We start from the raw sequence: 2,219 nt of genomic DNA, 5'->3' as shown, positions 1-2,219 counted from the left end.
AGAAGATCACGACGACGATCACGGCGGCACCCACGACGACGTGCGGGAGCCAGACATTGAGCGCCTCGCCCGCGAAACCGAAGATCCACGGAGAAAGGGCCAGGAACAGGCTGGCGACGATGTCGAACACGAGGTGGACCGGCATCGGGATGACGCCGAAGGGACCCCATTCGTACTTCGTGAACAGGCTGTACACGATCAGCCCGACGCCGAGGACGATGGGGATGATGACCGCCGCTCCGCCCATGCTCGCGAAGCCGAACAGCCAGGGCGCGGCGATCAGCGCGATGCCGACGATGTAGTCGAGGGCTCCGTGGACCTTGGTGGGGATGAAACGCATGATTCCTCCTTGTATGTCGCCGCTGGATGCGACTCATCACTGGTTCGAAGCCCGTGAGGGATCGGATTGCATCACCTCGCGGTGCGAGCCGATCCCGCCTGTTCGCGAGCCGGGGATAGGTGCCTTCGTATACACGGCCCGGTCCCAGCGAGCACTGCTACGGTGAGCGTGCCGGTATCTTGCCGGCATCAGGGAAGACTTCTCGTCGACCAACGGGCCTTCTGGGTCATTTCGTTCTCCGTCGCCTCCTCTGTGTGAGACCGAGGAGCGTCATGCCCACCCCGTCAGTTCCCTCTTCCATCGACCCTGCGCACGCGTGGGCGGAGCCTGCCGCTCTCCCCGTCGGCACCACGGCGATCGTGTACTGCGAAGGCCAGTTCGGCGAGCAGGACGGCAAGACCGCGAACGGCCTGGTCCGTCACTCCGAGAAGTACGAGATCCTCAGCGTCATCGACAGCACACATGCCGGTGCGGACGCCGGGATGCTGTTGGACGGCACCGCGAACGGCATCCCGATCCTCGGCGGGCTGCCCACGGCGATCGCGCACGCCGGTCACGTCCCCGACTACCTGATCTGTGGAGTCGCTCCGGCCGACGGATTGCTCTCAGCCGACCAGCGCACGGTTCTGCTGGACGGCATCGCCCGCGGCATGCATATCATCAACGGTCTGCACGAGTTCCTCACGGACGATGCGGAGTTCGTGGCGGCCGCCCTGCTCGCGGGGGTGACCATCACCGACATCCGTCGGCCGAAGGAGAAGAAGGACCTCCACCTCTTCTCCGGCCGCATCTTCGATGTGACCTGCCCACGCATCACGATCCTCGGCACCGACGGTGCGATCGGCAAGCGCACGACGGCCACGATCCTCGTCCGTGCGCTCAATGAGCGCGGCATCCATGCCGTCATGGTCGGCACCGGACAGACCACGATCATCCAGGGCGGTCGCTACGGCGTCGCGCTCGACGCACTCGTCCCGCAGTTCTGCTCGGGCGAGGTCGAGAATCAGGTGGTCGCCGCGTACGAGGGCGAGCACCCCGACGTGATCATCGTCGAAGGCCAGGGCGCGCTCAGCCACCCGGCCTACATCACTTCGGCGCACATCCTCCGCGGCAGCCAGCCCGAGGCAGTGATCGTGCAGCATGCACCTGGTCGCACGGTCCTGGGCGACTTCCCGATGGTCGCGATGCCGACCGTCACGAGCGAGATCGCTCTGATCGAGGCCTTCGCCGACACCCGCGTGATCGGGGTGACCGTGAACCACGAGAACCTCTCCGCGGATCAGCTGGCCGGAGCGATCGACGAGATCGAGCTCGACACGGGCCTCCCTGCGACAGACCCCCTGACTCGACCGCTGTCCGAGCTCGTCGAGATGGTCCTCCAGGCATTCCCCGCTCTCACCCCGCGACAGACCACCCGTACAGCCGCGTGAGAGCGGCTCCGACCCGGTCGTAACGGCGCCTGTCGAGGACGGCGGCCTCCCGCCGCAGTCCTCGCTCGTGCACGCTGTACAACTGCTCCACGTCGACCCACGACTCACGCCCCTGCGAATCCCACGCCCCCGTGCCGATCGACAGGTAGTCGCGATCGCGGTCATGCGGCTTGCTCGTCATGCGCACGGCATACACGCGGTCCGCCGATTCGCGTCCGATCACGAGAACGGGGCGATCTTTGCCGCGTCCGTCGTTCTCCTCGTACGGGACCCAGGTCCAGACGATCTCGCCCGCATCCGGAGCTCCGTCCCGCTGGGGTGAATACGCGACCTGGAGGTCGCGGATCCGGCTGGGATCGATGCGCACGGTCGCGGTGCCACGCTCCTGCGCCGGCCCCGACGAGGTCGCGGCGCCGGTTCGCTCCTGCGCTGTGCGCAGACGCGCGTCC

Annotated in this window: 3 protein-coding genes; 1 reads left to right on the top strand and 2 read right to left on the bottom strand. The window is 66.8% G+C overall.

The features are described 5' to 3' along the window. On the bottom strand, nucleotides 1-340 hold a 340-nt coding region (locus tag ACNPM4_RS01345; RefSeq protein ID WP_448984435.1), incomplete at its 3' end, for an SPW repeat domain-containing protein. Nucleotides 341-612: 272 nt separating this feature from the next. Between ACNPM4_RS01345 and ACNPM4_RS01340 the strand changes: the two genes are divergently transcribed. Next, nucleotides 613-1,770: an N-acetyltransferase DgcN family protein gene (locus tag ACNPM4_RS01340; RefSeq protein ID WP_029263285.1), complete on the top strand. Its 1,158-nt coding sequence runs from the start codon at nucleotides 613-615 to the stop codon at nucleotides 1,768-1,770. On the opposite strand, the gene ACNPM4_RS01335 is transcribed toward ACNPM4_RS01340, so the two are convergent. Next, nucleotides 1,736-2,219: type II toxin-antitoxin system PemK/MazF family toxin (locus ACNPM4_RS01335; protein WP_448984434.1), on the bottom strand; the 484-nt coding region annotated here is incomplete at its 5' end. The two genes, ACNPM4_RS01340 and ACNPM4_RS01335, sit on opposite strands and share 35 nt — an antisense overlap.

It is taken from the genome of Microbacterium umsixpiens, from assembly GCF_053543675.1.
The sequence above is the reverse complement of the archived record's forward strand: the minus strand, read 5'-3'. Positions and strand labels throughout refer to the sequence as shown.

Bases quoted from the DNA above. Each gene is read 5' to 3' on its own strand.
- ACNPM4_RS01340 (WP_029263285.1), top strand. From the start codon at position 613: ATGCCCACCCCGTCAGTTCCCTCTTCCATCGACCCTGCGCACGCGTGG.